Origin of the sequence: Nocardioides astragali (genome assembly GCF_024436375.1) — a bacterium.
Classification (GTDB): domain Bacteria; phylum Actinomycetota; class Actinomycetes; order Propionibacteriales; family Nocardioidaceae; genus Nocardioides; species Nocardioides astragali.
The window spans coordinates 854,782-880,233 of the sequence record NZ_JAFMZM010000001.1 but is presented as its reverse complement, the minus strand read 5'-3'; the positions used below and the strand labels follow the sequence as shown (position 1 = coordinate 880,233).

Here is a 25,452-nt window from a genome sequence, read left to right as displayed (position 1 = left end):
GGTCTAAACCATCGACGTCGATCCGGTCCACGGCGGTGACGTCAGGTGGACACCGGGCTACGTTGCGAAGGAGGGAAGGGGAAGCTCTCATGGACGAGGTCATCTTCGAGGCGCCCGGGAAGGGACCGTGGGAGCTCGACTCGACCCACTTCTCCCGTCCGTTCGCCCGATCCAATGGAGCGGCGGTCATCGAGGCGTTCCCACGCGGCTTCGCCGAGGGGATGGCCCGCTACGGGATGCTCCTGGACTATCTCCAGCCCGCGCTCGTCAACGGGTTCCTGTACATGCAGCCGGTCGCCTACCTCGCGCCCAAGGGTGCGAGTGGTCCGCCGCCCGCGCCGATCCTCTGGCTCCTGACGCGGCTGCACCCGAAGATGCGCGCGCGGATCGCGACATCGGTTCGTGCCTTCGAGGCCAAGCAGTGGCGCGAGGACTTGAAGACCTGGGACACGCAGGACAAGCCGGCGGCGATCGAGCAGCACAAGGCGATCCAGGTCATCGACGTGACGGCGCTGTCCGACGAAGGCCTGATCACACATCTCGAGCGATGCATCGAGCACGGGTCGCGGATGGTCGAGCTGCACCACAAGTACACGGCCACTGCCATCGTGCTGACCGGCGACCTCATCGCTCAGGTCGTCTCGTGGACCGATGCGAGTCCGGGCGAGGTCTGCGGCCTACTCAGGGGCTCGTCGCCCATCTCCAAGGGATTCGCGGCCGACGAGCTGGTCAAGGCGGGCGACGCGCTCGCGGCCAACGACAACGCACTGGCCGTGCTTCGCTCCGACGCGTCTTCGGCTGAGCGGATCGAGGCGTTGTCCGTCGACCCGGACGTCGGGCCAGCCGTACGTGCGTACGTCGAGGCCGTGCGCTACCGGTCGGTCGGCTACGACGTCGGCGACCTCACGGCTGGCGAGATGCCAGAGGTGATGCTCGAAGCCCTGACGACCGCGTCCGCTGGGACGCCGACGCGCCCGACCGACGACACCGCGCTGGAGACGCTCCGCTCGCGGGTCCCGGCAGAGCACCGGGCCCAGTTCGACGAGCTGGTGGCCGAGGCCCGGCTCGTCAACCGGTTGCGCGACGAGCGCGGGGTCTACTCGGATGGCTGGGCCACGGGACTCGCGCGACGGGCGCTGCTCGAGGCGGGGCGGCGGCTGCACGCGCGTGGGCTCCTGCTCGACCCGGCACACGCGGTCGACCTTCAGGTCGACGAGCTCAGCGCGCTGCTCCGGGGGCAGCCCGGACCCAGTCCCGCCGAGGCGGCCGCGCATCACGAGTGGCGGACCACGCACACGTCCGAGGACGCGCCGCCGTTCCTCAACGCGATGCCCGCGCCCCCACCGCCGGCGGAGATCCTCCCAGCGGGTGCGCGCCGTGGAGCGCGTGCCGTGGACGCGGCGCTCGCCAACCTGTTCGGCTTCTCCGAGGCAGCCAACACCGACACCGTCCTGCACGGCCTCTCGGTCAACGCCGGCACTTATGAAGGCACCGCCCGAGTGATCGGCAGCTCGGCCGACTTCGGGCGGATCCGCCAGGGCGACGTCCTCGTCACCCGCAACACCTCGCCGTACTTCAACGTGGTGCTGCCGCTCCTCGGCGCGATCGTCACCGACCGGGGCGGCCAGCTCAGCCACGCGGCGATCGTCGCTCGCGAGTACGGCATTCCGGGGGTCGTCGGCACCCGCGAGGCGACCAGCGTGATCGGCGACGGTGACCGCGTCCGCGTGGACGGCACGACCGGCGAGGTCCACGTGCTCGTGTCCGCCGGGTCCTGAACCGCTCGCATGTCCGGAGGGCGCAGCACCGTCACCCCACTTGCCGAGGCCGTCGACGTCGACGTCTTCGGCGGCAAGGCGGCCCAGCTCGGTGCGGCAATCCGGTGTGGGCTCCCGGTGCCGGGCGGTTACGCGCTCTCGCCGGACGTCGTCGAAGCCGTCGTCGACGGCCATCCTCCCGCGATCGCCGCGCTCGCCGGCGTGAGTGACGAGCTCGGCCTGGTGGCGGTGCGCTCCAGCGCTCCGGACGAGGACTCCGCTGGCGCCAGCTTCGCCGGTGCCTACCTGAGTGTGCTCGGCGTCTCCGGCGCCGACGCGCTCGCAGGCGCAGTGCGGGACGTGCACAGGTCCGGGCAGCTGGCCGGTGCCCGCAGCTATCAGGCCACCCTGGGCCTGGAGGCCGGGTCCCGGATGGCCGTCGTCGTGCAACAGCTCGTCGACGCGGACGTGGCGGGGGTGCTGTTCACGCGGAACCCCGTGACCGGCGCGGACGAGCGCGTGATCGAGGCGAGCTGGGGACTGGGTGAGGCAGTCGTGGGCGGACTCGTGACGCCCGACATGTATCGGGTCGCCCGCGGGGGCACCACGCTGGAGCGACGCCTGGGCGACAAGGACATCGCGATCCGGCTCGGTCGCGGCGGCGGTGACCTGACCGAAGAGATCTCCGTCGACCCGGCGCGGGCCGGGACGTACTGCCTCGGCGAGGCGGAGCTCGCCGCGCTCGACGGCCTGGCGACGCAGTGCGACGACGTGTACGGGGCCCACGACCACGACATCGAGTTCGCCTTCCGTGGCGGGGGGATGTTCCTCCTGCAACGGCGCCCGATCACCCATGCGTGAGAGTCGGGACGGTAGTCGCCTGGTGGCAGCGGCTCTCGCCGCTGCGTTGATGCCGTTGAACTCCACGATGATCGCCGTCGCCCTGCCCGAGATCGGCGCCGAGTTCGACACTGATCCTGCGGTCGTGACCCAGGCGCTCGTCACCAGCTACCTGGTCGCGGCGATCGTGCTGCAGAGCCCGGCGGGAAAGGTCGCCGACCGCGTCGGCCACGCCCGCACTGTGGCAATCGGTCAGGTGCTGGTGGCTGCTGGGGCGGTGCTCGGTTACGTGGCCCCGTCTCTCGCGCTGCTGACCGTGGCCCGGATCCTGATGGCGGCAGGTGGTGCAGTCCTGGTGCCCGCCACGGTTGCCCTGCTGCGCCGCACCCTCCCGCACGAGCTCCGAGGACGGGGATTCGGCGCCTTCGGCGCGGTCATGGCCCTGGCGGCCGCGCTGGGGCCGCTGGCGGGGGGCGCGCTGGTCGACGCGTTCGGCTGGCCGAGCGTCTTCGTCGCGAACCTACCCGTGCTCGCCGTGTCGGTGGGGCTTGGCGCCCTCGCCGGCCGAGTGGCGACGAGTGAGGTCCGCGGCGCACGGCCACGTTTCGACTGGGTCGGCAGCCTCCTTCTTGCGGCCGCGTTGACCTCCCTCGTCATGGGGCTTCGTCCCGACGGCGGCCACACTGTTGCCCTGCTTGCAGCGGGCGCCGCACTTCTCGTGCCGTTCGTGTTGTGGGAACGGCGTGCCGGAGACCCGGTGGTCGCGTTCTACGTGTTCCGCTCAGTGACCTTCTCCGCGGGGACTGTCCTGGTCGCGGTCCAGAACCTCGTCATGTACGCGCTTCTCTTCGAGGTTCCGCTGATCGCCAAGGAGCTCCTCGACCTCGGCGCCCGCGCGACCGGCCAGCTGCTGGTGTCCCTCATGCTCGCCATGGTGATCGTCTCGCCGGTGGGTGGTCGCCTGGTCGACCGGGTCGGAGCACGCGCCGTCGCTCTGGCGGGGTCAGTCGTCGCCCTCGTCGGGATCGTCGCGCTCGCCCGCGTAGACCTCACTGCTGTCGGTCAGGTTGCGGTGCCGTTGGCACTCCTCGGCGCCGGCCTGGGCCTCGCGACACCGGCCGCGCAGAGCGCCTCGACGACCGCCGCACCCGCCGACGACGCCGGCATGGCCGCTGGGATCGGCTCGACGATGCGCTACCTCGGCGGCCTCACCGGGGTGGCGGTAATGAGCTTGCTGCTCGACGTCACGGGCACCCGCGCAGCAGTCGTCTCGGACCACCGGACGCTGATGACGGTCTTCGCAGGCGCTCTGGTGATCGGCCTGGTCTGCGCCACCTTGCTCCCGGGGCGGATCGCGGTAGGGAAGCCGCAGGCCGAGGACGTACAGAGCGGGATCTAGGCGATGCCTGTCCACGTTGTTGCGGAACGTCCGTACGGGACAGAGAGTTGGCGATTGAAGTCCACGCGCATCCTTCGTCGCCGACTGGGTACGGAGTGGTGCGTGTCCGTCGGGTCTCGCCTTCGGGTGGAGACACGCTCCCGCCCACGGGTGCGAGCGCGGCGGGCACGCCCTACCGCGCACCTACGTTTCTGCCTCGCCTGAGCTCCGGCTGCGTGCCCTAGGAGTCGGGCTTCTCCGCGAGAGTCACGAACAGACTCACAGACGCGAAGAAGCGTTCGGTGCGGAGGTGACGCAGCCAAGCGGTGCCGTCGGGCACTGACAAGTACCCCGCCTCGACCGCACGCGACGTCACCCTCTGGAAACCGAAGACCTGGTCAGCCTCGACCGCGTCACGATAGACGGATGTCACGGGGAGGACGCGCGTCGCACGAAGTCCTTGCCGCTCGCACAAGTCGGGCACCTGGCGGCCGATCCGGGCGTTGCGCACGGCCCGCTCAGTGATGAAACGTCGATAGGCGACGGGCACCGCAGGATCGGGGAAGTCGATGACGAGCGTGTCCCAATCGGGTTCGGCAAGAACTGCCACGCCGCCCGGACGCAGCACTCGTGCAGCCTCACGTACGACCGACGCGGGATGCTCGACGTGCTGAAGGACCCTGTCGGTATGGACACGATCGACCGACTGGTCGGCCAAGGGAAGATGGTGCACGTCGCCCACCAAGACCTCGACTCCCGCGACGTCGCCAACAAGCCCCGTTGCCACCGCGATCACATCAACGTCGCTGTCGATCCCGATCACCCGTCCCTCGCGACCGGTTGCGGCGGCGAAGGCTTCCAGGTCCGCACCCGGACCGCAGCCCAGGTCGAGCACCGTGGAACACCTTTCTATCCGCATCTCGTCAACGACGAGAGACTTGTACGCCCGCCCCACCGCCGAGGCTGCCAGGCGAGCGAGGTAGTCGGGTGGGCGCTCGGACTCCAACGTGTGCATGAGCGACAGCATGACCGTTCATCGAGCCTCAGCGCCTCAGCGTGACTCCCTCGAGTCGTCAACCACAATTGATCTCCGCGCCGTGACAACCGATCCGCTCGAGAGGCGTACTCCTCCATGACAGCATCAGCGCGACACGGGGAGACGCCATGGATCTCAAGGAAACCTTCGACCGGGCACTCGAGGGCGGGCCGGCCCACCGCCCGATCGAGGACCGCCTGATCGCCGGTCGACGCACGACCCGCAGGCGGCGTACGGCGACGGGGGCGGTCGTGCTCGCCACGGGCCTCGTCCTCGGTGGAGTGGGTTGGGCGGTGCTGCCCCTCGCTCAGCACACGGCCGGCGGGTCCGTGGCCACAGGCGGGGCCAACACCCCGGAGCCGACGAGGGTCTCCGAGGGCGCACACCCCTCCTGGGAGCCTCTGTACGGCTACGACTACTTCACCGGTGAGATCACGACGGCGCCCGGCGTCACGATCAAGCACGAGGTCGACGACCCGATCGGACGGCCACGGGTGAAGTCCTCAGCAGCGATCGTCACGTACGAGGGCAAGATCTGGTGGGTCATGGCCGCTCAACGTTGGGACGAGGACCGCGGCGCCGTGCCGTCGGAGGCCGACGGCACCACGCTCACCGGTTGGGACGAGCAGCACGAAGCAACCAGCACCCGCAGCTTCGAGCAGTGGGTGCACGAGATGGATGTCCTCAACACCGACCCGATGTTCCACACGGACGTCTCCGGCGACTGGTACGAGCCCGGCTGGGTGACGATCGGCGAGGACGGGGTGCTGACCGCGCACAAGGGAGCCGCAATCCTCGAGCAGTCCAGTCCCGCGCGGCTTGACCAGGCACCCGAAGGCGTGCCGAGTGCGACAGGGACCATCGAGGTCGACGGCGCTCGGCTGTGCGTGATCGCGCGCATCCTCGACGAGCCGGTCCCGGGCGTGGTCTACCTGGCGGAGTCGGAGTACCCCGGCTGCGGCGACGCCGTCATCGGCTACCCCTACGAGTCGGCCCCGTGAGGCGCAGCGACCGGGAGGCGGCGTACACAGCGTTCGTCCTGGCCCGACAGGACCACCTCCGGAAGGTGGCGTACGCCCTCTGCGGTGACTGGCACGACGCCGACGACCTGCTCCAGACCGCGCTGGCGAAGCTCTACGTCGCATGGCCGCGAGTGGCGAAGGACGGCAACCCCGATGCGTACGTCCGACGCATCCTGGTGCACACCAACATCGACGCCTTTCGCCTCCGGCAGCGGCGGGTCCAGACCGTCTCGCTCGAATCGGGCGCCGAGGTGCCTGGTCGGGAGGGGCTCGGTGGTGCGGAGCACGTCGACCTCATCGGGGCCGTCCAGTCACTTCCGGAGATGCAGCGCAAGGTGGTCGTGCTTCGGCACTGGCTCGGCCTGGATGTTCGCCAGACGGCGCACGAGCTGGGGATCGCCGAGGGGAGCGTGAAGAGCCACAGCTCGCGCGGGCTGGCCAGTCTGCAGAACGTGCTCGGCGAGCCCGTCAGCAACTGAGCTGTTGCTCTGCGCGGGAATGCTCGGTCGTCGCGGTATCCCAGTCGCGAGCGGGTTCTCTGCCATCGGGCTCATGAGCAGACGCCGTAGATCTGGTCGGCCGGATCGGTCGTCTCCACTGGTGCGTTCGGCGTCGTGGAGGGCGTGTTGCTGGGAGTGTTTGAGGGTGTGTCGGACGGAATGCTCGTCGGCGACTCGCTGCCACCGGCGTTCGGCGACTCCGAGGACTCGGGTGGTCCTTCGGCGCTGACGGAGGTGTCGCCGATCAGTTTGACTGGCAGTTCCTTGTCCTCGGCGATCAACCTCCAGATCTGGTCGGCCTGATCGGTCCAGTAGACCCGGCCCCAGAAGTCGGATTCGCGCGGGTAGTAAGCCGTGGGCAGCGTGACGAACTTGATCTTGTCGAGGCCGATGCCTTGGAGCTGCATGGCGACCTTGCCGAGGCGGGTGACGTTGGCGAACTCGTCGTCGGTGGTGAGCGACTTGGTGGCCGCGTCGAGGAACGGAACTACTTTGTCGAGGCGGGTCAGCGTGCCCGCGGAGAGCACCTTGCGACCGAAGGCGCCGATGAACTCCTGCTGGCGACGGATTCGGGAGATGTCGTTGCGTTGGATCAGGTCGCCGACGTAGCGAGCGCGGAAGTAGTCCAGGGCCTCGTCGCCGGTCAGCACCGACGGGTTGCCCTTCGGCACGAAGATCTGGCGCGGCTTGTCGACGATGTCGTAGGGCACGCACACCGGCACGCCGTCGACCGCGTCGACCATCGAGCCGAAACTGGCGAAGTCGACCACGATGAAGTGCTCGACGCGGATGCCGGCGTTCTCTTCGAGTTGGCGCATCGTGCAGAGCGGACCCCCGGCGCTGAACGCGGCATTCCAGATCACATCCGTCACTGCCGGGGAGTCGCACCCGTCCTCGGGACGATCGACGATCGAGTCGCGCGGGATGGAGACGGCGTACGCCCGGGAACGGTCGGCAGACAGGTGCACCAGGATCGTCGTGTCGGACCCGCCGCCCTGTTCGTTGTCGATGCGGTTCTCCCCGTCGCGGGAGTCAGAGCCCATGATCAGGATGTCGAGCGGCTCGCCGTTGCCCCTGTAGAGCTCTTCGGGCCGCGCGTCTTCATCGAGACCGCCAGTCGAGATGCCTTCGATGTTGCCGTTCAGGTGCCGGATGAAGTAGACGGTGCTGAGCCCGGTGACCAGTGCGAGGGCAACGCCCGTGATCAGGATGACTCGCCCGAGAGTGTGCTTGTGCTTTGGCCTGGCTCGCCGCTCGCGTGCGCTATCAGGCGCCTCCGGGCGGGACTCTTCGGACACAGGCCTTCTCCCCCTTGACGACATCGGACGGCGCTAGTCGCCCTGAACATAGTTCACCGAGGTCGGTCGGCGGTGCGGCGAGAGAGCTGCCGTAGGTGCACCCGTCCGACCGTGATCAAGCTGAGCAACTCTTGACCGAGGATCTGACAAGACGTCCCGGTCGCAGGACGTCTGCGTGTCCTCGGGTCTGAGCCTGCACCATGAATGAAACATCCCGATCTGGCGCCATGCGCCGGATCGGCCGATGGGCGGTGGACTGCGCAGAGGCCGAGTGCGAACCGGCGTGGGCAAATGCCGGCTCAGGTTCACGGATGCCGACGACTACGAAGCCGCCATGACGTCCTGCGGCAAGGGCTAGAGAAGCGCAGCGCCGCGCGGTCACACCCAGTGGCGGCGCATCACGGTGGTCGCGTCGAACGGGTCGGAGCCTTGTTGGGCCGCGAGCACCCCAGCCCCTTCGGCCGAGCCGGTGAAGAGCAGGTCCCCGTCGCCGACCCAGCGACGCCAGGCGTTCGCGAACGCCGCGGCACGGCCCCCGTTCACCCCGAGCACCGCGGGCACCTGGTGCCACGCCGTCGTGTCGGGGGGTGCGTGACGCAGCGCCTTCAACGCGCCTCTCCGGGTTCGAGGAGCTCGCGCCGAAGCGAGCGGCGACGTCATCGTGTACCGCGACATCACGTAGCGGGGAGTGCCCATCGGGGCGAGCGCATCGTCGAGCGCGGCCGCGAACAGCTCCGCTTCCGCCGGCGCCCCCTCCAGACGGCATCGGTGCTCGCCGCCGGGGTGCACCTCGACCACGACGGCACCTGACCCCGCCGCTGTCAGCCCCGCCGCGCACAAGGCGTCAGCGACCGCTGCGGCAACGCGGCCCACCGACGGGACCGCGGCCGCCAGGGCCACGTGCTCGGCCACCCAGCCCGCGAGGTACTCCCTGCGGGCGTTGTCCGCCGCGGCCCACACGCCGGCACCGGCCACCAGGGGGCCGACGCCGGCGAGGGCGTACCAGCCGATGAGCGGAGCCCCACTGCCGGCGAGAACTCCCACGGCACCCAGTCCCGCTGCTGCCGCGTCCCGAGCACCGAGAAGGGGGCCCGGAGCAAGGCTCGCGTCGACGACCGTCACCCCGGACCTGCTCATGGTCACCGGCGGCGGGACCAGGTCGAGGCGGATCACCGTCCCGGTCGCCGGCTCCACCTGCGCGACCTGGGTGGTGGAGTGGACACGCAAGGTCGGGGCGATCTGGTCGCGGTAGGGCTGGCCGACCTCCCAGCAGGAACGGATCTCGTCGCGTTGGGAGGCCCTGGCCCGCATCCGGGCGTTGATGTCGTCGAAAGCGGCGACCGGCGGGGGCGCGTACGGCGAGAACGCCGCGTCGATGTGTCCGACCCCGTCGACGATGTCGCCGTCGTCGTCGACGCCGTGGAACCCCTCGTGCTTGCGCACGAGGCGGTCCCAGTCGTTGCCGCCCTTGGGGTGCGTCTCGGACACGCAGACCACCGACCAGTTCACCGCGACCTTCTCGTCCCACGTCGGGTCGGTGCGCAGGGCGCGGCCGCGCGTCTGGACGACGGCGGTGAGCGTCGTCGCGGTGGTCAGGTCGATCAGGCCGGAGATGCGGCGGGCGTCCCATCCCTCCCCCAGCAGCCCGCGGGTGCCGACGAGGACCTGGCAGTGGCCTGACTCGAAGAAGGAGGTGACCGGGGCGACCCAGTGCCGACTGCTCCACGCCCCCGTCAGCGTCGCCACGGGACCCTCGCCCTCGACCTGCAGCTTCCCGGCGAGTCGGGGGTCGATCTCCTCGGCGTGTGCGGCGAGCGCGGCAAGCGTGTCTGGGTGTCCGGCGACGGTGGAGCCGGTGACCATCAGGGGGCCGAGCGTCGCGGTGGTCGGGTCGGCGACCAGCGCCTCCAGGGCGGCGTACGCGGAGCCCGACTGCTGGTCCAGCACCCCCTGCAGCCCCGTCGGCAGCGTCGAGGACGCGCGTTCGTGGTCGCACAGGACCAGCATCCGAGTTCGCGCTCCGAGCAGGGACAGCTCGTGGGCGACGATCTCGACCGCGGCGGTCGTCTTCGCGTGCGAGCGCGCCAGGACCCGGTCGACCGGGGAGCGTCCGCGGCGGATGCCGCGACGGGTCCAGACGTACCCCACCGCAGGAAGTGCGCGGCGTACCTTCTCGACCACGTCGCGGTCACGGGCGTCATCGCTGCGGGTGACGTGCTTCGTCATCCAGTCGCCGAGCAGTGCGACCCAGTCGTCGGCGTCCGGGGCTCGGCGGTGCTGCTCGTTCAGCCTGGCACCCTCGGGGGCGGCGAGGAGGCCGGCATGGCTCATGCGCAGCGCCGCGTGGGCCAGGTCCGGCTCGGCCTTCACGACCTCGGCCCAGCTCCGGGTCTGGGGCACGGGTTCCACGAAGCGGGCGTTGATCCATTCGAGGAAGCTCAACGACCCGAACGTCGGGTCGGTCAGGTAGGTGGTGAGCTCGGTGAACCTGGTCGCCTCCGCGGCCAGCCACTCGGTCTCGTGGGCGGTCGGGGTGGTCAGCCACGCCAGCTCGGCGAACGGGGCGAGGTGGCCCTCCTTCACCACGGCCGGCACTCCGGCCCGGAACGCGACCTCACCGAAGAGCTCGTCGACCAGGGCTGCCTGCTCACGGTTCATCGCGTCCGGTGGGGTGGCCGTGAGTCCGAGGACGCGGGCGTCCTCGACAGTGTGCAGGAGCTCGCCCAGCAGGCGCCCCCACACCTCGAGGAGGTGGTGGCACTCGTCGAGCACGAGGAGCAAGCCGGAGGCGCTGCGCATGTTCTCGACCAGCTCGGCGCCGTTGCGGTGGAGCCGGTCGAGCAGGGAGCCGCGCTCGGTGCGGGGCGTCTCGTCGGGGTCGTCGGCAACCTCGGCATCGGCGTCGAACACCGCGAGGGACTGGTACGTCAGGCACGTCACGGTCGCGGCGAGGTCACGGCTCGTGCCTGCAGAGAGCCGGTGCGCGGCCGCGGCGGCGACCCATTGTGCCTGGATCGCGGTGTTCGGCGCGAGGACGACGACGTGCGTCGCGGTCCCGGCACCCAGCGCGGCAGTGATCGTCTCGAGGCCCACCCGGGTCTTCCCGGCGCCCGGCGGCAGCACCACCCAGGCCCGGCGGCGGTCCGCGTCCCAGACGGTGTCGAGGGCGGCGAGGGCCCGAGCCTGGTGGGTGCGCAGCGGCGGGACACCGGCTGGAGTCAGGGCGAGCGCAATGGCCGTCTCAGCCACGCCTACCTCCTCCGTGCGCGTCCTCGGTCGGTCCACCGCGGGGTTGCGACGACGCTAGCCTCCCCGTGGCACGACCGAGGGTGCTCGTGGGGGCGTCGTACCGGGACACATCATCCGTCCGTTCGTTCGGCCCGCACCAGTGCCCGCTGCACCGACAGCCGTCAGGTCTGCGGTCATGACCGAGGGGAGACCGTGCGGGACACCAGGGCGATGATGAGCTGCGCGACGTGGTGCGCCACACCGCCGCAAACATGCACGCCAGGGAGCGGCGGCTACAGCTCGAGCGTGTTGATGCCGGGCGCATCGTCGGACCGGGTGAACTCCACGAGCTCGACGTCGTGGTCGACATGGACGTTGTGGCCGGGCCGCAGGTAGTAGGCCTGGCCGGACGAGAGAGTCTCGGACTCCCCGTCGGTGTAGCGCACCGTCGCCGAACCCGCCAGGACGTAGCCGAAGTGCGGCTCCTGGCACGCCCCGTCGGGCAGGTCGGCGAACATCTCGGCGGTGTCGAGCCCGGCGTTCCAGCGCTCGAGGGCGACGATCATCCCGCCGGCTTCCGCGCGGTGCTGCCGGCCGACCCCTTCGACGTCGACCGCGATCTCGGTGTTCTCACGGGTGAAGGTGGACATGGTGGGCTCCTCGGGTCGGGGACCGTGTGCCGGTCCGTTGCCGTGACCGTAGGCCTTGAACTCGGATGCAAGGTCAAGGGTTGACCCTGCACCCCAGTGCCGGGTCTACCGTGGGTGGATGCGAATCTCAGAGCTCGCGGACCGGGTCGGGGTGCCCACCTCGACGGTCCGCTACTACGAGCGGATCGGGCTCCTCGGTGCCCCCATCCGCACGGGGTCGGGATACCGCGACTACGGCGAGGACTCGGCGACCCAGCTCCTGTTCGTGCACCGCGCACGCAGAATGGGATTGAGCTGCGAGCAGATCGCCGACCTTCTCCCCATCTGGGGCGGAGCGAACTGCACCGCCGCGCATGCCCGGGTGATCCGGCTCATCGACGAGAAGCAGGCCGAGATCGCGCAGCGCATCAAGGAGCTGGGCGAGTTCGCGCGTCAGCTCCATGACGTACGGGCGACACTCGACGCGTCGGCGCCGACAGAGGCGTGCCGGACGGACCTCTCGTGCTGCGTGCCCTCGGGCGACATCCATGTGGTGCCGCTCGAGCTCGTGACGCGCGGCGCGAACCAAGCTCGACACTGACGCGCCGAGCCGCAGAGAGGCCGAATGGGTGCTGCCCGTCCTCCGAGTCACCCGCAGACGCCAACTGCGGGGGTGATGCACTCCCCCGCTTGAAGCACCCGGATGCGTCCTCGGCGATGCGGCGTACGACGGTCGCCTCCCCCTGCGGGCCGACCCCTCGCCGCGCACCTGCTCACCCGTCTGCTCAATTCGCCGGACGCCGGCGAGAATCCCCGCAAGACTTCCCGGGACCCCCGATCAGGAGATCCCCCATGCGCATCCGCACCGGCAGGAGTCAGGGCGAGCGCAACGGCAGTCTCAGCCACGCCTACCTCCTCCGTGCGGCAGACCCGTGTCCTAGGAGCCGGACTTCTCAGCGAGTGTGACGAACAGACTCACAGACGCAAAAGAAGCGTTCGGTGCTGAGGTGACGCAGCCAAGCGGTGCCGCCCGCCAGTGACAAGTACCCCGCCTCAACCGCACGCGCCGTCACCCTCTGGCTCCTCGCGGCTGCCGACAGTCAGATCGTGACGAGGGTGATGTCTGCCCACGTGCTCTCGCCGACGGAGTCTCGGATCCAGTCGAGCACGGCCTGCTGATCGGTCCGGAACGCGAAGTCGGTCCCCCGGCAGTATTCGTTCAGCCCGAAGGAGGTGACTGCGACGATGAGGTTGCTCTCGAAGCCCCCGTAGAAGACAGGACCACCCGAGTCCCCCGAGCAGGTGCCACCTCGACCGGCGCCGTTGCCGTTGGTCTGCAGGTTGAACCCGTCGGTGAGGTGGCTGCGCAGGTTGGTCAGCTGCGCCTGGGCCATCAGGCGCTCGCGGAAGGACGTGACCTTCACCGGGTTGACCTCGGTCAAGCCGTAGCCGCTGGCCGTGAAAGTCAGCGCCTGCTGCCCTCGACGAGTGGCCAGGCGGTCGAGCGTGCCGGCCGCTGCCAGGGCGCCGTACTCAGGCATCGCGATATCCTGGTCCAGGATGACCAGGCCGGCGTCGCCGCTGTCGGGAAGGCCCCCGGGAAATCCGTAGTTGTAGAGCTCGTCGGAGGTGGCACACAAGGTGCCGAGTGTCCCGGCAGCGCAGGTCTCCGGATACCCGGAGACGGGGTCCATGCCGGTCGCCGGGTCGTAGTGGGCGCCGGCGTCCTGCTGGAAGTAGACGCGGGCGGTCACCGCTCCGGTCGCAGCATCCGTGCAGTGCCCGGCGGTGAGGAACACGGTGGAGGTCAGCAGTGATCCGGAGCAGCGCTGGACGAACTCGCCCTCCTCGTCGTAGAACACCACCAGTCCGACGAACGAGTGCTCGACGTCCTCGACATAGTTTCCGGTGATCGCCGCCGCCGGGGGCGCGGTCACGGTCGTGGCCATGAGCAGGCCCGTCAGCAGCACCAACATCTTGCGCATCTCTGTTGCTCCTCCCGAGCCGAGCGCCCACTGCGCGTGACTCATCAGTTCCCTGAGGTGAGCCTGCCGCAAAATCAAGCGCATCGAGGGACCCACGCGGGCTGTCTTGTCTCCTGCGAAGACGGGTGCCCCCTGTCGATGGGCGGGACCTCAGTCAAAGCCTCCGTTCAACGTGCTCTGCTGAGCGCCACAGACCAGGGTTACGCGTGCCGGTCTGGCGGTCGACGTCCGGTTCCAGGCGGTCGGCTGACCGCCGACAGCTCATGGTCGTTCCAGCAGCAGCGCAGAACCCTGCCCCACACCTACGCACATCGTGGCAAGTCCGCGACGCGCGTCGAGTCGTTCGAGCCGGTTGAGCAAGGTGACTGCGAGCCGGGTGCCGGAGCACCCGAGAGGGTGTCCGAGCGCGATGGCACCCCCGTTGGCGTTGACGATCTGCTCGTCGAGCCGGAGGTCGCGGATGCAGGCGAGCGACTGGGAGGCGAAAGCCTCGTTGAGCTCCACCGCGTCGAGGTCGTCGATCGTCCAGCCGGCGCGGGTCAGGACCTTGCGGGTGGCGGGCACCGGGCCGATGCCCATGACTTCCGGCGCGACGCCGGCGTTGGCTCCGGCAACGACTCGTGCGCGGGGCTGCAGGCCGGTCCGTTGGACATACTGCTCACTCACAAGTACGACGGCCGCTGCGCCGTCGTTGAGCGAGCTGGAGTTGCCGGCGGTGACGAGGCCGCCGTGACCGTGGATCGGTCGGAGCTGCGCGAGCTTCTCCGCCGTGGTGTCGGCCCGGGGTCCCTCGTCCTGGGTCACCACGCCGACAGCGACGATCTCGGCGTCGAAGCACCCGTCCTTCTGTGCCGCGAGTGCTCGCTGGTGCGATCGCAGCGCGAACGCGTCGAGGTCCTCGCGCGTCAGGCTCCAGCGCTCGGCGACGCGCTCGGCGGTCTGCGGCATGGTGAGGGTGGTGTCGGCGTCGAATGCCGGGTTGGTGAATCGCCATCCGATCGACGTGTCCCAGCTCTGGCCGGGCTTCGTCCAGGCGCGGGCCGGCTTCTCCGTGACCCAGGGAGCGCGGGTCATCGACTCGACACCTCCGGCCACCACGACGTCGGCGTCGCCCGAGGCAATCATCTGCCGGGCCGTCGTGATGGCGGTGAGCCCGGACGCGCAGAGGCGGTTGACCGTGAACCCCGGGACCGTGTCTGGGAGTCCGGCAAGGAGGGTCGCCATCCGGGCGACGTTGCGGTTGTCCTCGCCGGCCTGGTTGGCCGCGCCGAGCACGACCTCGTCGATGTCGGCCGGGTCGATGCCGCTCCGCTCGACCACAGCCCGTACGACGAGAGCCGCGAGGTCGTCGGGCCGCACCCCAGACAGCTCTCCGCCGTACCTGCCGATCGGCGTGCGGATGCCGTCGAGGATGAACGCCTCAGACATGGATCCTCAACCGCTCCGAGGCCAGGCGTCGCGCGGCGTGCTCGGTGCTGATCCGCTCGGAGCGGGCGAGGTCGAAGACCTCTTTCAGGGTGCCCTCGATCCCCTCGACGTGCGCTGCGACCTGGTCAGCGCTCCAACCGAGGACCTCGCGGCCGACCAGATGAATGGCTCCCCCGCCGTTGGCGACGAAGTCCGGTGCGAGGACGACGCCCCTGCGGGCAAGAGCGTCGGCCGCAGTCGCGCGGGCCAGGAGGTTGTTCGCTGCTCCGGCCACGACCTGTGTCGGCAGGGTGCCGGCCACCGCGTCGTCGACGACGTTCCCGGTCGCGCAGGGAACGAAGACGTCCGAGGGCGTGGAGAGCACGTCACGTGGGGCGACGATCTCCGCGTCCAGCTCCGTCCGGGCGCGCTCGCAACGGATCGGGTCGACGTCGGTGGCGATGACGTGTGCGCCCTCGGCAGCCACCCTCGCAGCAACGTCGTAGCCCACCGCACCCAGACCCTGGACCAGCACCCGGCGGCCGCTGAGGTCATCGAAGCCGGCTTCGCGGATCGACGCGTGGATCGCCACGTGCACCCCGTGCGCCGTCTCGGGCGCGCTCGAACCGGGCCCACCAGCCTCCTCGGACCGGCCGAAGGCGTAGCCGCCGGCAGCGTGCAGGACATCCATGTCGACCGACGCGGTGCCGACGTCGGGGCCGGTCCAGTAGCTACCGTTGAGGGCCCGGAGGTTCTCGGCGTGGATCTCCAGGATGCGCTGCCACTGACCCTCGGTCAGCACGTGACGAGGAGCAGGCAGTGCGATGACGGACTTGCCGCCGCCCATCGGCAACCCGGCGATCGCCATCTTCAGCGTCATGGCACCGGCCAGCCGGGTGGCGTCGTCGACGGCGGTGTCGTGGCCGACGTACTGCATCGCGCGGGTCCCTCCCGCCGCTGGGCCGAGCCGGAGCGAGTGGAGCGCGATGGTGAAGAACGCGCCGCTGGCCTCGTCATAGCGAGAGCAGCTGAGCTGCCCGTCCCATTCGCCGATGACCTTGTCGATGCTCATGCTCTTCCTTCCGTAGATGTGGGCTCAGAGGTTCCTTATTGCCGCGGCGGGGTCCTCGATCGCATCGGCGACCACACGCATGAAGCCGGCCGCCGTACCTCCGTCGCAGACGCGGTGGTCGAAGACGAAGGACATCTGGGTGATCTTGCGCGGGACGATCGCGCCGTCGACGACCCAGGGGCGGTCGAGGATGCGGCCGAAGCCGAGGATCGCGACCTGGGGATGGTTGATGATCGCCGCGCTTCCGTCGACGCGGAAGCTGCCGTAGTTGTTGAGCGTGAAGGTGCCGGCGGAGAGCTCTTCGGCCGTTGCCCGGCCCTCCCGGGCACGCGAGGTGAGGTCGCGGATCGCGGCGTCGAGCCGGGCGGTGGTCATCGTCTCGGCGTTGAGCACCGCTGGTACGACGAGCCCACGCTCGCTCTGCACGGCGAGGCCGAGGTGGATCTGGTCGAGCTCGACGATCTCCTGTCGCTCGGTGTCGAGCCGGGCGTTGAGGACCGGGTACTGCTTCAGCCCGGCGACCACGAACCGCGCAAGGTAGGCGAGGAGTCCCGGTCCGGGGTCTGCGGGCGTGCGGGTGCTCTCGCGCATCTGCCACAACGCCGTGGCGTCGACATCGACCCAGACCGTCGCCTCCGGGATCTCTGCGCGGCTGCGGGACAGTGAGGCAGCGACCGCCTTGCGGAAGCCGTTGAGCGGAGTACGACGCTCGCCGGACCCGCTCGCAGCGCTGACCGGCGTCGTGGTCGGGGTCACGGCCGGCGGGGCGGCCGGGGCCGGGTCCTCGCGAGCCGCGAGCGCGCGCACCACGTCGCTGCGCGTGATCACGCCGGCCTCGCCCGTCGCGGTGACGTCGGCCAGGTCGACACCGCCGTCGCGGGCGAGGCGGCGTACGAGCGGCGAGATGACCAGACGTCGCTTGGTCGGGTCACCCGCGGGGGGCGTGGGTTGCGGCGCGGGGGGACCGACGGCGTCGGGAGCCGCAGCTGCCCGGGGTTTGCGCTGACGACCACGACCGGTGGTCTGGGTGGTGCCGTAGCCGATGAGCACGTTGCCCGAGCCGGCCTGCTCCGACCCGACCGTGTCGATCGTGATCAGCGGCGAGCCCACCGCGACCGCCTCACCCTCCTTGCCGTGCAGGGTCGCCACCCGCCCGGCGAAGGGCGAGGGCACCTCGACGAGCGACTTGGCGGTCTCGACCTCGACGATGGCCTGGTCCACGGCGACCTGGTCGCCGACAGCGACCAGCCACCGGACGACCTCCGCCTCGGTCAGGCCCTCGCCGAGGTCGGGCAGGCGGAAGACCCGGGCTGGAGCATTCGTCGACGTGCTCATGCGTGCTCCCACTGCAGGTCGTCGATCGCGTCGAGGACACGGTCCACGCTGGGCAGGTGGAGGTGCTCGAGCTTCGGCGGCGGATAGGGGATGTCGAAGCCGGCGACGCGTCGGACCGGCGCGGCCAAGGAGTGGAAGCACCGCTCGGTGACCCGGGCGACGATCTCGGACGAGACGCTCGCGAACCCGGCAGCCTCGGCCACGACGACCGCCCGGCCGGTGGACCGGACCGCCTCGCAGACGGTGGCGTCGTCGAAGGGCACAATCGACCGGACGTCGACGACCTGGAGGCTGCGGCCCTCCTGGGCCGCGACCTCGGCGGCCTCGAGAGCGACCGGGACCGAGGGGCCGTAAGCGATGAGCGTCGCGTCGGAGCCCTGCCGCACCACCGCGGCACGGCCGATCCCGGGGACCGGCTGCGTGAGGTCGACCTCTTCCTTCGCCCAGTAGAGCTTCTTGGGCTCGAGGAACACCACCGGGTCGTCCGAGGCGATCGCCTCGCGGAGCAGTCCGTAGGCGTCGGCTGCGTTGGCCGGAGCCAGCACGTGCAGTCCGGGGGTGTGGGCGTAGTAGGACTCGGAGGAGTCACAGTGGTGCTCGACGCCGCCAATCCCACCGGCGTACGGCACCCGGATCACGATCGGCACGCTGACCTTGCCGCGGGTGCGGTTGCGGAGCTTGGCGACGTGACTGACGACCTGCTCGAAGGCGGGATAGGCGAAGGCGTCGAACTGCATCTCGACCACCGGCCGCATCCCGTTCATCGCCAGGCCGACCGCCATGCCGACGATGCCGGACTCCGCGAGCGGGGTGTCGAAGCAACGCTCCTCGCCGAACTCGGCAGTGAGCCCGTCGGTGATCCGGAAGACGCCGCCCAGCGGGCCGACATCCTCCCCGAAGACCAGGACCGACGGATCCTCGGCCAAGGAGTCACGGAGCGCGCGGTTGAGGGCCTGCGCCATCGTCAGCTTCTCGTGCATTGCGCCTCCTCCCGTGCCAGCTCGTCGGCGAGCAGCGCTGACTGCTCCTCCAGCTGGGGTGTGCGGCAGGCGTAGACGTGGTCGAAGAGATCGTCGGGCCGGGGCGCGACATCGGTGTTGAGGCCGTCACGGGTGTGCGCTGCGAGTGCCTCGGCGGCCTCGGCGTACACCCTCGCCTGCTCGTCGGTCAGCAGCGCGTTGTCGCGCAGGTAGGCCTCCATCCTGAGGATCGGTTCGCGTCCGGCCCAGGCGGCGACCTCCTCGTCCTGGCGGTAGCGGGTGGCGTCGTCGGCGTTGGTGTGGGCTTGCATCCGGTAGGTGTGTGCCTCGACCAGCTGCGGGCCCTCGCCCGCCCGAGCGCGGGCAACGGCCGCACCGAGGACAGCCAGCACTGCCGCGACGTCGTTGCCGTCGACCCGCTCGCCGGGGACGCCGTACCCGATCCCCTTGTGGGCGATCGACGGTGCGGCCGTCTGCCGGGCGAGGGGTACGGAGATCGCGTACTCGTTGTTCTGCACGAAGAAGACGACCGGTGCCCGGAAGACAGCGGCGAAGTTGAGCGCTTCGTGGAAGTCGCCTTCGCTCGTGCCACCGTCGCCACACAGCGCCATCACGACCGTCTGCTCGCCGCGCAGTCGGGCGGCGTGTGCGACGCCGACAGCGTGCGGCAGCTGGGTGGCCAGTGGTGTCGCCTGAGGTGCCACCTTGGCCGCGACGGGGTCGTAGCCGGAGTGCCAGTCGCCCTTGAGGAGCACCAGGGTCTCGACGGGATCGACGCCGCGGGCGACGATGGCGGCAGTGTCACGATAGGTGGGGAAGAGCCAGTCGTCGTCCTCGAGCACGTGTGCCGCGGCTACCTGACAGGCCTCCTGGCCGTGCGAGGACGGGTAGACCGCCAACCGACCCTGTCGCACCAGCGCGTAGGCCTGGTCGTTGAGCCGGCGGGCGGCGATCAGTGCACCGTACGCCCGGAGCAACGCGGCCTCTCCGGGGAGTGGGTATCCCTTCTGGCCCGTCGGCCTGCCGGCAGGGTCGATCAGCTGGACCGGCGTGTCCGCGGGCAGGAGATCGAAGTCACCTGTCATGCGCTCAGCCTCCATGGATCACCATCCGAATTCCACAGTTGGCAGAAATGCGAGAAGATGTCCGCACCAAGGACGCGAACAGTTGCCGTTCGTCCAACTCCACGACGTACCCACCGCGAGGACGAGACACATGGCCAGCCCCCTCGACGACACCGACCACCAGATCCTCGATGCGCTCGTCAGCGACGGTCGGATGTCGATGCGGACGCTTGCCGAGACCCTGCACATCTCGCGGGCGAACGCCTACGCCCGGGTCGAGCGGCTCCGGACCTCCGGAGTGATCCGCGGCTTCCGCGCTGACGTCGACCCCGAGCTGAGCGGCCTCGGCACCTCGGCGTACGTCACGCTCAACGTCCGCCAGGCAGCCTGGCGCCAGATCGCCCAACGCCTGCAGGCACTTCCAGGGGTGGTTCACATCGCACTCGTCGGCGGCGAGTTCGACGTGGTGCTTCTCGTCCGAGCCCGCGACAATGCCGACCTTCGCCGACTCGTGCTCGACGAGATCCAGGGCATGGACGGCGTCACCAGTACACGCACGCTGCTGGTCTTCGAGGAACCCGACACCCGACGCGTCAGCCACCTGCCCGTCTAGAGCCATCGCCGACCGGGGTCACGGGCCCGCGATGCCTTGGACCGGCGCATCGGCCCACGAGTGCTACAACGCAAGCCGCAGCGCGAACGGCAATGCGCACGCAGTCAACGGCCAGGGCCTCTCGTCCTACGACGAGCTGCTCGGCGTGCTGTGCCCGGCCGGCGACACGATCGTGCAGACGGCCGTGAGCTCCCACAGCTTCGACACCACCGGGATCCTGGTGAACACGCACGCGCTGATGGGAGCCGGCAAGCAGGAGACCGGCGGGCACGCCATCGACTACCTGCCGCCTTGGCTCTCCCAGAGCATCGGCGCCGCCTTCGGGGCCTGCTTCCCCGGCTGACGGCTGGCCTCAGACCCGTCTAGACCTCGCCGCCGGGTCGCCGTGGCGCCCTTATGCTGCGTGCACCTGGGGGAGGAGGGCTCCATGACCGTCGCGATCGACGTGCTCGGTCCGCTGCGCCTCCGGGTCGGCGACGAGGAGCGCACCGTCGGCGGTCGGCGTGAGCGCGTGCTGCTGGCACTGCTCGCGACCGCCGTGGGACGACACGTCAGCGACGACCGGCTGGTCGACGAGCTCTGGGGCGAGGAGCCGCCTGCCGCTGCGGCCAACTCGCTGCAGGTCGCGGTCTCCCGGCTCCGCCGCGTCCTCGGCGAGCACGCCGAGGTGCGCCGTGATCCTTCGGGCTACACCCTCGTCGGCGCGGACGTCGACGCCGTCACCGTCGCCGGGCTCACCGAGCGGCTCGCCGGCCTGGAGCCGGCGGAGGTCCTCGACGCGACGGCCGGTGTGCTCGGCCTCTGGCGGGGTGAGCCGTTCGCCGGTCTCGGCAACGCGCCCACGCTCGCAGCCGAGACGGTCCGCCTCGAGGAGGCCAGGCTGACCCTGGTGGAGAGCCGGGCCGAGGCGTTCCTGGCCCTCGGCCGACCGGAGGAGGCGCACCGCCTGCTGGCGGGCGTGGTCGGCGACCACCCGTTCCGGGAGCGGTTGTGGTCGTTGCTCGCGCTCGCCCTCTACCGCAGCCAGCGCCAGGCCGACGCCCTCGAGACGCTGCGCACGTTGCGAACGGCCCTGGTCGAGGAGCTCGGTGTGGACCCGTCCGCCTCGGTGCGCACGCTCGAGGGGCAGATGCTCGCCCACGACCCCGCCCTCGACGCACGGCCGCCGATGACCCCCGACGCGGACGCCACCCGCGCCCGGGTGTCCGGGGTCGTCGGTCGCAGCGAGGCCCTGGCGGTCATCGACGCCGTGCTCACCGACCTGGTCGACCAGCACCGCGGCGGCCTGTTGCTGATCACCGGGGACGCCGGGATCGGCAAGACCATGCTCGCCAGCGAGGCGGCTCACCGGGCCGCGAACCGCGGGGCTCGGGTCGTGGTCGGCCGGTGCCACGAGGCCGACCTGGCGCCGCCGTACTGGCCGTGGCTCCCCGTGCTGCGCGACCTCGCCGACACCGAGGATGCCGTGCCCGACGAGGTGCGGGCGCTGCTCGGGGGCGGGACCCAGGGGGCGAGCGCGACCGATGCGGGCGCCGCCGCGGCCACCACGCTGCGGACGTTCGCCGCGGTCTCCCGGCTGCTCGGCAGCGGGTCCCGGCCCCTGGTCGTGCTGCTGGAGGACCTGCACTGGGCCGACCACACGTCGCTGCGGCTGCTGGCGTACGCCGCCGAGGAGCTGCGCGGACGTCCCGTGCTCTTCGTGGCCACCGTGCGCACCGTCGACCCGCGCCGCCACCCGGTGCTCGCCCACGCGCTCGCCGGGCTCTCCCGCCTCGAGGCACGCCGGGTGCCCGTGCCTCCACTGAGCGACGAGGCGGTCGCCGCGCTGCTCGAGGACGTGCTGGTCGACGCCGATCCCGCCTTGGTCGAGGTCCTCACCCGTCGGACCGACGGCAACCCCTTCTTCGTGCTCGAGATGGCTCGGCTGCTGGCCGCCAGCGGCCGGGCGACGGCGGAGGCCGCCGAGCACCTGGAGGTGCCTGACGGCATCGCCGACGTGCTGCGGATGCGAGTCCTCCAGCTGGCCGAGCCGACCCGCACCGCGCTCTCGGTGGCCTCGGTCGTCGGGCGGACGTTCGACACGCGGTTGCTGACGGCGGCGCTCGGCGAGGCGGTCCTCGACGACCTCGACGAGGCGGTCGCGGCCGGGATCGTGGAGGAGACCGGCGTGGTCGGGCAGCTCCGCTTCGTGCACGCTCTCACCCGCGAGACCGTGTACGGCGACCTCCCGCTGGGGCGGAGAGCGCGCTGGCACGCCCAGGTCGGGCGAGCCCTGGGCGAACGGCTGGCCCGGGACCCCGACCTGGTCGGCGAGGTCGCGCACCACCACACGCTCGCCGCGCCCTACCTCCCGGAGCTCGCGGAGGGTGCCGTCGACTTCGGTCGCCGGGCGGCCAAGGCGGCGGAGGCGCGGGGAGCCTTCGCCGAGGCACTGACCCTCTGGACGCGCACCGTCGAGGTCGAGCGGGAGATCCCGGACCCCGACCCGGTGCGGAGGCACGGGCTGCTGCTGTCGTTGTCGACCGCACGGCAACGCCTGGGCGACCTCCACGGCATGCTCGCGACGCTCGACGAGGCGATCCGGCTGGCGCGCGAGCGGGACGACTACACCCGGATGGCCGAGGCCGCCACCAGCTTCCGCAGCTCCGGCGTGTGGCACTGGCGCGAGATGGGCAGTGAGGACCCGCACGCCGTCGAGGTCCTCGAGCTGTGCCTCGAGCACGTCGAGGACGCCGGGCTGCGGGCGCGCGTCTGGGCCAACCTCGGCCTCGAGCACTACATCGCCTGGCGCCACGACGAGGGCGACCGGTGTGGGAGGAGCTCGATCGAGCTGGCTCGCGCCAGCGGCGATCGGCAGGTGCTTCGCGACTGCCTGGCGGCGCGGGAGGTCGCGCTGTGGGCGCCGGGCAAGGCACAGGAGCGCGAGGTCTGTGCACGGGAGTCCCTGGAGGTCGCCGACACCGACGAGTACGTCATGGCCGCGCGGTTCCAGCTGGCGACCGCGCTCCACCACCAGGGGAAGGCGCTGGAGGCCGACCGGGAGATGGCTCCGGTGCTGGAGCTGGCCGCCCGGCTCGGGCACACGGGCTCCGACGTGCCGCTGGGCTGGTGGCGATGGATGCGTGCCGTGGAGTCGGAGGACCCGGACGCGGTCCGCATCGGTCGCGAGACCCTCGCGCTGCACCGTCGCACCACAGTCGTGGGCCTGCCCGAGCTGACCGGGCTCTACACGATCGTCAGCGCTCCGCAGGGAGCGCCAGTCCCGCCGGACATCGTCGCCTCGGCGATCAGCCACCCCTACCTGGCTTTCCGGACCGCGGTGGCGAGTGCGCTCTGCGCGGCGGGCGAGGTGGATGCGGGCGTCAGGCTCCTCGGCACGCCCACGGAGGTGGGTGGGGACTACGCCGGTCTCTTCGCCGCCTGCCTCACCGTCGACGTCATGGCGGCCGCGCGGCACCCCGACCTGGCCGCAGCGGTCGACCGGCTCCGACCGTTCACCGGCGCCGTCGCGACGTACGGGAGCGTGCAGTCCCTCGGCAGCGTCGCCTGCTTCCTGGGAAGTGGGCTGGTGGCGCTCGGCCGGCTCGACGAGGGCCGCGCGGTGCTCGAGCGCGCCGTCGTGGAGAACGCCCGTGTCGGCTGCCTTCGCTGGGAGCGCATCGCCCGGCAGCGGCTCGCGGCGCTCGACGCGACTGACTGAGCCCGCGCGCGGGACGGATCGCAAGGGACGGATCGCGACGGACGGCAAGGGAATGGCAAGGCGCCGGTAAGCGGCGGCTCCGACGCTGGGGACACGTCCCGATCAACAGGATCGGTCGACCCCGACGAAGGACCCACCATGACCAGCACCCTGACCACTCTGTCCTCCGGTCCGTCCGCGACTGACTGGGACTCGCTGCGGCTCGTCGTCTCCGGCCGCCTCGTGACTCCGTCCGACGCCGACTTCCAGGACGTACGGACCCCCTGGATCGTCAACGTCGACCAGCAGCCGGCCGCCGTCCTCGAGGTCGCCCACGTCGGCGACGTCGTCGAGGCGGTCCGCTTTGCCGCGGCCCACGGCACGTCGGTCAGCGCGCAGCCGACCGGCCACGCCCCGCGCACCACGCTCGACGGCACCCTGCTGCTGCGCACCCGTGCGCTGCACGGCATCGAGGTCGACCGCGTGCGCGGCACGGTCAGCGTCGGCGCCGGCGTCAAGTGGGGCGAGCTCTGCGCCGCCCTCGACGGCACCGGCCTGATGGCGCTCGCCGGCAGCAACCCCGACCCGAGCGTCGTCGGACTGATCCTGGGTGGCGGTGTCAGCTGGTTCACCCGCGCACACGGCTTCACCGCCAACAGCGTGGTGTCCCTGGACGTGGTCGATCCGTCGGGCGAGCTCGTCCACGTCACCCGCGCCTCCGACCCCGACCTGTTCTGGGCGCTCCGCGGAGGCGGCGGCGACTTCGGCATCGTCGTACGACTGGAGCTGGCGCTCTTCGACGCGCCGGAGATGTACGGCGGCCAGCTGCTGTGGCGGGTCGAGCACGCGCCGGCAGTGCTGAAGGCCTTCCGGGACCTGGCCCTCGTGGCGCCGCGCGAGCTGACGCTGTGGGCCCACGTGCTGCACTTCCCGCCGATCCCGGACGTCCCCGAGCCGCTCCGCGGCCGGTCGTTCGTCAACGTCGCGGCGACCTACCTCGGCTCGGAGCAGATGGCCAACATCCTCCTGTGGTCGCTGCGCGACGCAGCGCCGGTCGAGATGGACCTCATGCAGGTCATCACCCCCGGCAGCCTGGATGCGGTCGCGGCCGAACCGACCGAGCCGATGCCGGCCCTCGAGCACTCGATGCTGCTCACCGGTCTCGACGACGAGGCGATCGACGACCTCTGCGCCGCCATCAGCGACCCGCGCGCCTGCCCGCTGATGTTCGTCCAGATCCGGGGCCTGGGAGGCGCGTTCGCCGACGACGGCGCCGCTGGGGGCGCAGTCCGGCCCGTGACCGAGCCCTTCCAGGTGTTCGCGCTCGGCGTGCCCGCCGTGCCGGAGCTGGCCGTGGCGATCCCGCACGCCTTCTCCATGCTCGACGCGACCCTCGGCCGACTGGCCAGCGCGCACCGCATGCCCAACTTCGTCGGCGAGGGCCAGGACGACACCACGGGCTACGACGCCGAGCGGCTGGCGCGGCTGCAGGCGATCAAGCGCGAGCGCGACCCGCACGGCGTCATCCGCAGCAACAAGCCCGTGCTCGGGACGTGACAGCGGCCCGTCAGCGATCTGTCAGGCCCGTCCCACATCGTCACCACCAACCACCAACTCTCAAGGAGTCAC

At 70.8% G+C, this 25,452-nt stretch carries 20 protein-coding genes; 10 read left to right on the top strand and 10 right to left on the bottom strand.

What is annotated here, in order from left to right; translation table 11 throughout:
- Nucleotides 1–89: 89 nt before the first annotated feature.
- The 3 genes from J3P44_RS04290 to J3P44_RS04280 are packed head-to-tail and all read left to right on the top strand — an operon-like array spanning nucleotide 90 to nucleotide 3,996.
- On the top strand, nucleotides 90–1,778 hold the full coding sequence (locus J3P44_RS04290; protein WP_255888990.1) for a PEP-utilizing enzyme: 1,689 nt from the start codon (nucleotides 90–92) through the stop codon (nucleotides 1,776–1,778).
- A 9-nt stretch (nucleotides 1,779–1,787) separates the two neighbouring features.
- The gene (locus J3P44_RS04285) at nucleotides 1,788–2,618 is read left to right on the top strand and encodes a PEP/pyruvate-binding domain-containing protein (protein ID WP_255888989.1); all 831 of its coding nucleotides are present in this window, start codon (nucleotides 1,788–1,790) and stop codon (nucleotides 2,616–2,618) included.
- Nucleotides 2,611–3,996 (top strand): MFS transporter, encoded by a 1,386-nt coding sequence (locus J3P44_RS04280; protein ID WP_255888988.1) that lies wholly within the window; start codon nucleotides 2,611–2,613, stop codon nucleotides 3,994–3,996. The genes J3P44_RS04285 and J3P44_RS04280 overlap by 8 nt, the downstream gene beginning before the upstream one ends.
- 220 nt (nucleotides 3,997–4,216) lie before the next feature.
- Here the strand turns inward: J3P44_RS04280 and J3P44_RS04275 are convergent, their stop codons facing one another.
- Entirely contained in the window at nucleotides 4,217–4,990 is a 774-nt protein-coding gene (locus tag J3P44_RS04275) for a methyltransferase domain-containing protein (RefSeq protein WP_255888987.1), read from the bottom strand.
- Nucleotides 4,991–5,139: 149 nt separating this feature from the next.
- Here J3P44_RS04275 and J3P44_RS04270 point away from each other — a divergent pair, with 149 nt between their 5' ends.
- Entirely contained in the window at nucleotides 5,140–6,012 is an 873-nt protein-coding gene (locus J3P44_RS04270; RefSeq protein WP_255888986.1) for a hypothetical protein, read from the top strand.
- Nucleotides 6,009–6,512: a SigE family RNA polymerase sigma factor gene (locus J3P44_RS04265; protein ID WP_255888985.1), complete on the top strand. Its 504-nt coding sequence runs from the start codon at nucleotides 6,009–6,011 to the stop codon at nucleotides 6,510–6,512. Before J3P44_RS04270 ends, J3P44_RS04265 begins: the two co-directional genes overlap by 4 nt.
- Before the next feature lie 71 nt (nucleotides 6,513–6,583).
- Here the strand turns inward: J3P44_RS04265 and J3P44_RS04260 are convergent, their stop codons facing one another.
- The 3 genes from J3P44_RS04260 to J3P44_RS04250 form a co-directional block, all read right to left on the bottom strand.
- On the bottom strand, nucleotides 6,584–7,831 hold the full coding sequence (locus tag J3P44_RS04260) for an LCP family protein (protein ID WP_255888984.1): 1,248 nt from the start codon (nucleotides 7,829–7,831) through the stop codon (nucleotides 6,584–6,586).
- Between the two features lie 378 nt (nucleotides 7,832–8,209).
- Entirely contained in the window at nucleotides 8,210–11,080 is a 2,871-nt protein-coding gene (locus J3P44_RS04255; protein WP_255888983.1) for a DEAD/DEAH box helicase, read from the bottom strand.
- Nucleotides 11,081–11,352: 272 nt separating this feature from the next.
- Nucleotides 11,353–11,709 carry a cupin domain-containing protein gene (locus tag J3P44_RS04250; RefSeq protein WP_255888982.1) on the bottom strand — a complete coding sequence of 119 codons (357 nt, stop codon included), beginning with the start codon at nucleotides 11,707–11,709 and terminating at the stop codon, nucleotides 11,353–11,355.
- A gap of 118 nt (nucleotides 11,710–11,827) precedes the next feature.
- On the opposite strand from J3P44_RS04250, the gene J3P44_RS04245 reads away from it, so the two are divergent.
- Complete coding sequence (locus tag J3P44_RS04245; RefSeq protein ID WP_255888981.1) at nucleotides 11,828–12,289, top strand: MerR family transcriptional regulator; 462 nt, start codon at nucleotides 11,828–11,830, stop codon at nucleotides 12,287–12,289.
- A gap of 499 nt (nucleotides 12,290–12,788) precedes the next feature.
- Here J3P44_RS04245 and J3P44_RS04240 read toward each other — a convergent pair whose 3' ends face one another.
- The 6 genes from J3P44_RS04240 to pdhA form a co-directional block, all read right to left on the bottom strand.
- Entirely contained in the window at nucleotides 12,789–13,673 is an 885-nt protein-coding gene (locus tag J3P44_RS04240) for a trypsin-like serine protease (RefSeq protein WP_255888980.1), read from the bottom strand.
- Between the two features lie 261 nt (nucleotides 13,674–13,934).
- Nucleotides 13,935–15,101 (bottom strand): thiolase family protein, encoded by a 1,167-nt coding sequence (locus J3P44_RS04235; protein ID WP_255888979.1) that lies wholly within the window; start codon nucleotides 15,099–15,101, stop codon nucleotides 13,935–13,937.
- On the bottom strand, nucleotides 15,094–16,152 hold the full coding sequence (locus J3P44_RS04230; protein WP_255888978.1) for a Glu/Leu/Phe/Val dehydrogenase dimerization domain-containing protein: 1,059 nt from the start codon (nucleotides 16,150–16,152) through the stop codon (nucleotides 15,094–15,096). The genes J3P44_RS04235 and J3P44_RS04230 overlap by 8 nt, the downstream gene beginning before the upstream one ends.
- 24 nt (nucleotides 16,153–16,176) lie before the next feature.
- Nucleotides 16,177–17,487, bottom strand: coding sequence for a dihydrolipoamide acetyltransferase family protein (locus J3P44_RS04225; protein WP_255888977.1), 1,311 nt, complete (start codon nucleotides 17,485–17,487; stop codon nucleotides 16,177–16,179).
- Complete coding sequence (locus J3P44_RS04220; protein WP_255888976.1) at nucleotides 17,484–18,467, bottom strand: alpha-ketoacid dehydrogenase subunit beta; 984 nt, start codon at nucleotides 18,465–18,467, stop codon at nucleotides 17,484–17,486. Before J3P44_RS04220 ends, J3P44_RS04225 begins: the two co-directional genes overlap by 4 nt.
- Nucleotides 18,452–19,552 (bottom strand): pyruvate dehydrogenase (acetyl-transferring) E1 component subunit alpha, encoded by a 1,101-nt coding sequence (pdhA, locus tag J3P44_RS04215; RefSeq protein WP_255888975.1) that lies wholly within the window; start codon nucleotides 19,550–19,552, stop codon nucleotides 18,452–18,454. The genes J3P44_RS04220 and pdhA overlap by 16 nt, the downstream gene beginning before the upstream one ends.
- Nucleotides 19,553–19,682: 130 nt before the next feature.
- Between pdhA and J3P44_RS04210 the strand changes: the two genes are divergently transcribed.
- From J3P44_RS04210 to J3P44_RS04195, 4 genes are all read left to right on the top strand, one after another.
- A complete protein-coding gene (locus J3P44_RS04210; protein WP_255888974.1) occupies nucleotides 19,683–20,144 on the top strand; it encodes an Lrp/AsnC family transcriptional regulator in 462 nt (153 codons plus the stop codon).
- Between the two features lie 31 nt (nucleotides 20,145–20,175).
- Nucleotides 20,176–20,487, top strand: a complete 312-nt coding sequence (locus J3P44_RS04205; RefSeq protein ID WP_255888973.1) for a hypothetical protein — start codon at nucleotides 20,176–20,178, stop codon at nucleotides 20,485–20,487.
- Between the two features lie 84 nt (nucleotides 20,488–20,571).
- Entirely contained in the window at nucleotides 20,572–23,844 is a 3,273-nt protein-coding gene (locus tag J3P44_RS04200; protein ID WP_255888972.1) for an ATP-binding protein, read from the top strand.
- A gap of 138 nt (nucleotides 23,845–23,982) precedes the next feature.
- Nucleotides 23,983–25,380 carry an FAD-binding oxidoreductase gene (locus tag J3P44_RS04195; protein WP_255888971.1) on the top strand — a complete coding sequence of 466 codons (1,398 nt, stop codon included), beginning with the start codon at nucleotides 23,983–23,985 and terminating at the stop codon, nucleotides 25,378–25,380.
- The last annotated feature ends 72 nt before the right edge of the window (nucleotides 25,381–25,452 follow it).